The organism is Rhodococcus sp. ARC_M6 (assembly GCF_022810305.1).
Classification (GTDB): Bacteria; Actinomycetota; Actinomycetes; order Mycobacteriales; family Mycobacteriaceae; genus Rhodococcus_F.
Genome location: NZ_JALGQH010000068.1, coordinates 1 through 1,680, shown reverse-complemented (window position 1 = coordinate 1,680; position 1,680 = coordinate 1). Strand labels below are relative to the sequence as shown.

1 protein-coding gene is annotated in these 1,680 nt (G+C 60.3%); it reads right to left on the bottom strand.

Annotation, left to right across the window (positions count from 1 at the left end):
- A partial coding sequence (locus MTX36_RS29370; protein WP_243623183.1) for a condensation domain-containing protein occupies positions 1-1,680 on the bottom strand: 1,680 nt, incomplete at both ends.

Below are 1,680 nucleotides of genomic sequence, written 5' to 3'. Positions count from 1 at the left end.
TCGCCCGATCCGACAACTCGCCATACGTCAGCGTCTCGTCACCGAACCGCACCGCAGTCCGATCACCGAACCGCGCCACCGCACCGTCGAACCACGCCGGCAACGTCGACTCCACACCGGAATCAGCGGAACTTGCACTGAACTCCGACAGTAGGTTTCGTTCGCCCTCGACGAGCACATCGACATCACCGACAGCCACTGCAGGATCCGCCACTACTCCGCGGAGAATCCGAAGGAATCGATCCGCGAGTGTGGCAGCCGTCGACGCGTCGAACAGATCCGTGGCATACGTCAGAGTGACGGACATGCTGTTCTCGTCGGACTCCTCGAGCGTGAACTGGAGATCAAACTTGGCAACTGCCGCATCAAATTCGACTGCGCCGGCAGTGAGGCCGGGCAATTCGAGAGCACTCTGGCCGAGATTCTGGAATGTCAAAGCAACCTGGAACAGCGGGTGGTGTGCCTGTGACCGAACCGGATCAAGGGCCTCGACCAGTCGCTCGAACGGAACATCGGCATGCGCAAACGCCTGCAGATCCACTTCACGCGTAGAAGCCAACAGATCCGTGAACAACATCGACGGATCGACCTCGGTACGCAACACCAGCGTGTTGACGAACATCCCGATCAGGTCATCGAGTTCCGCTTCGCCGCGGCCCGCGATCGGTGCACCGATCGCGATATCGGTGGTCGCGGACATCCGTGCCAGCAATACGGCCAATGCCGAATGGACAACCATGAACGGGGTCGCGTTGGCGGCCGTGCCGGTTGCTTCGACTTCGGCCCACAACTGCGGATCGATCTCGAACGTGTGGTTCGCTCCACTGCCCGAAGCGGTCTCGGGACGTGTGCGATCACTCGGCAGGTCCAACTGCTCTGGCAGATCCGCCAAAGTGTCGGACCAGTAGGTGATCTGCTTTGCGACGATCGACTCCGGGTCATCCTCGGAACCGAGAACCTCGCGCTGCCACAACGCGTAGTCGGCATACTGCACCGGCAACGGCGTCCACACCGGAGCTTGTCCATTGCTACGTGCGAAGTAGGCGGTCATCACATCGCGAGTCAACGGGCCCATCGAGAAGCCGTCGGTCGAGATGTGGTGAATCACGAAGGAAAGCACGAACTCGCTGTCAGCAACTTGGAACAGCTTGGCCCGCAAAGGAACCTCGACAGTGACGTCGAAGGGCTCGGCAAAGAACGTATACAGTTCGGCGTTCAACTGCTCGTTGTCGATCCGCACTACGTCGAGTGCAAGCTCGACAGATTCAGGTTCGAGGATCTGCTGATAGCCGATGCCTTCGATTTCCGGGTACAGCGTGCGAAGCGCTTCGTGCCGTGTGATGACGTCCAGAATCGCGGTACTAAGAGCGTCGACGTCCAGGCTGCCGGCCAACCTCACAGCCACGGGGATGTTGTTGACAGTTGATGCAGTATCGAAGCGGTTGAGGAACCACATCCGCTGCTGCGCGAACGACAGCGGCACCTGCGCCGGACGCGTCTGCGGTACCAGCGCGGAAAGCGCTCCCCTGCCGACGAGTTCGCCGATCCGTGCGGCCAAACCTTCTACCGTCGACGCCTCGAACAACTCCCGCACACCCACAGAAGCATCCAAAGCCTGACCCAAACGCGACACCACCTGCGTCGCCACCAACGAGTTGCCACCAAGCGCAAAGAAATCAT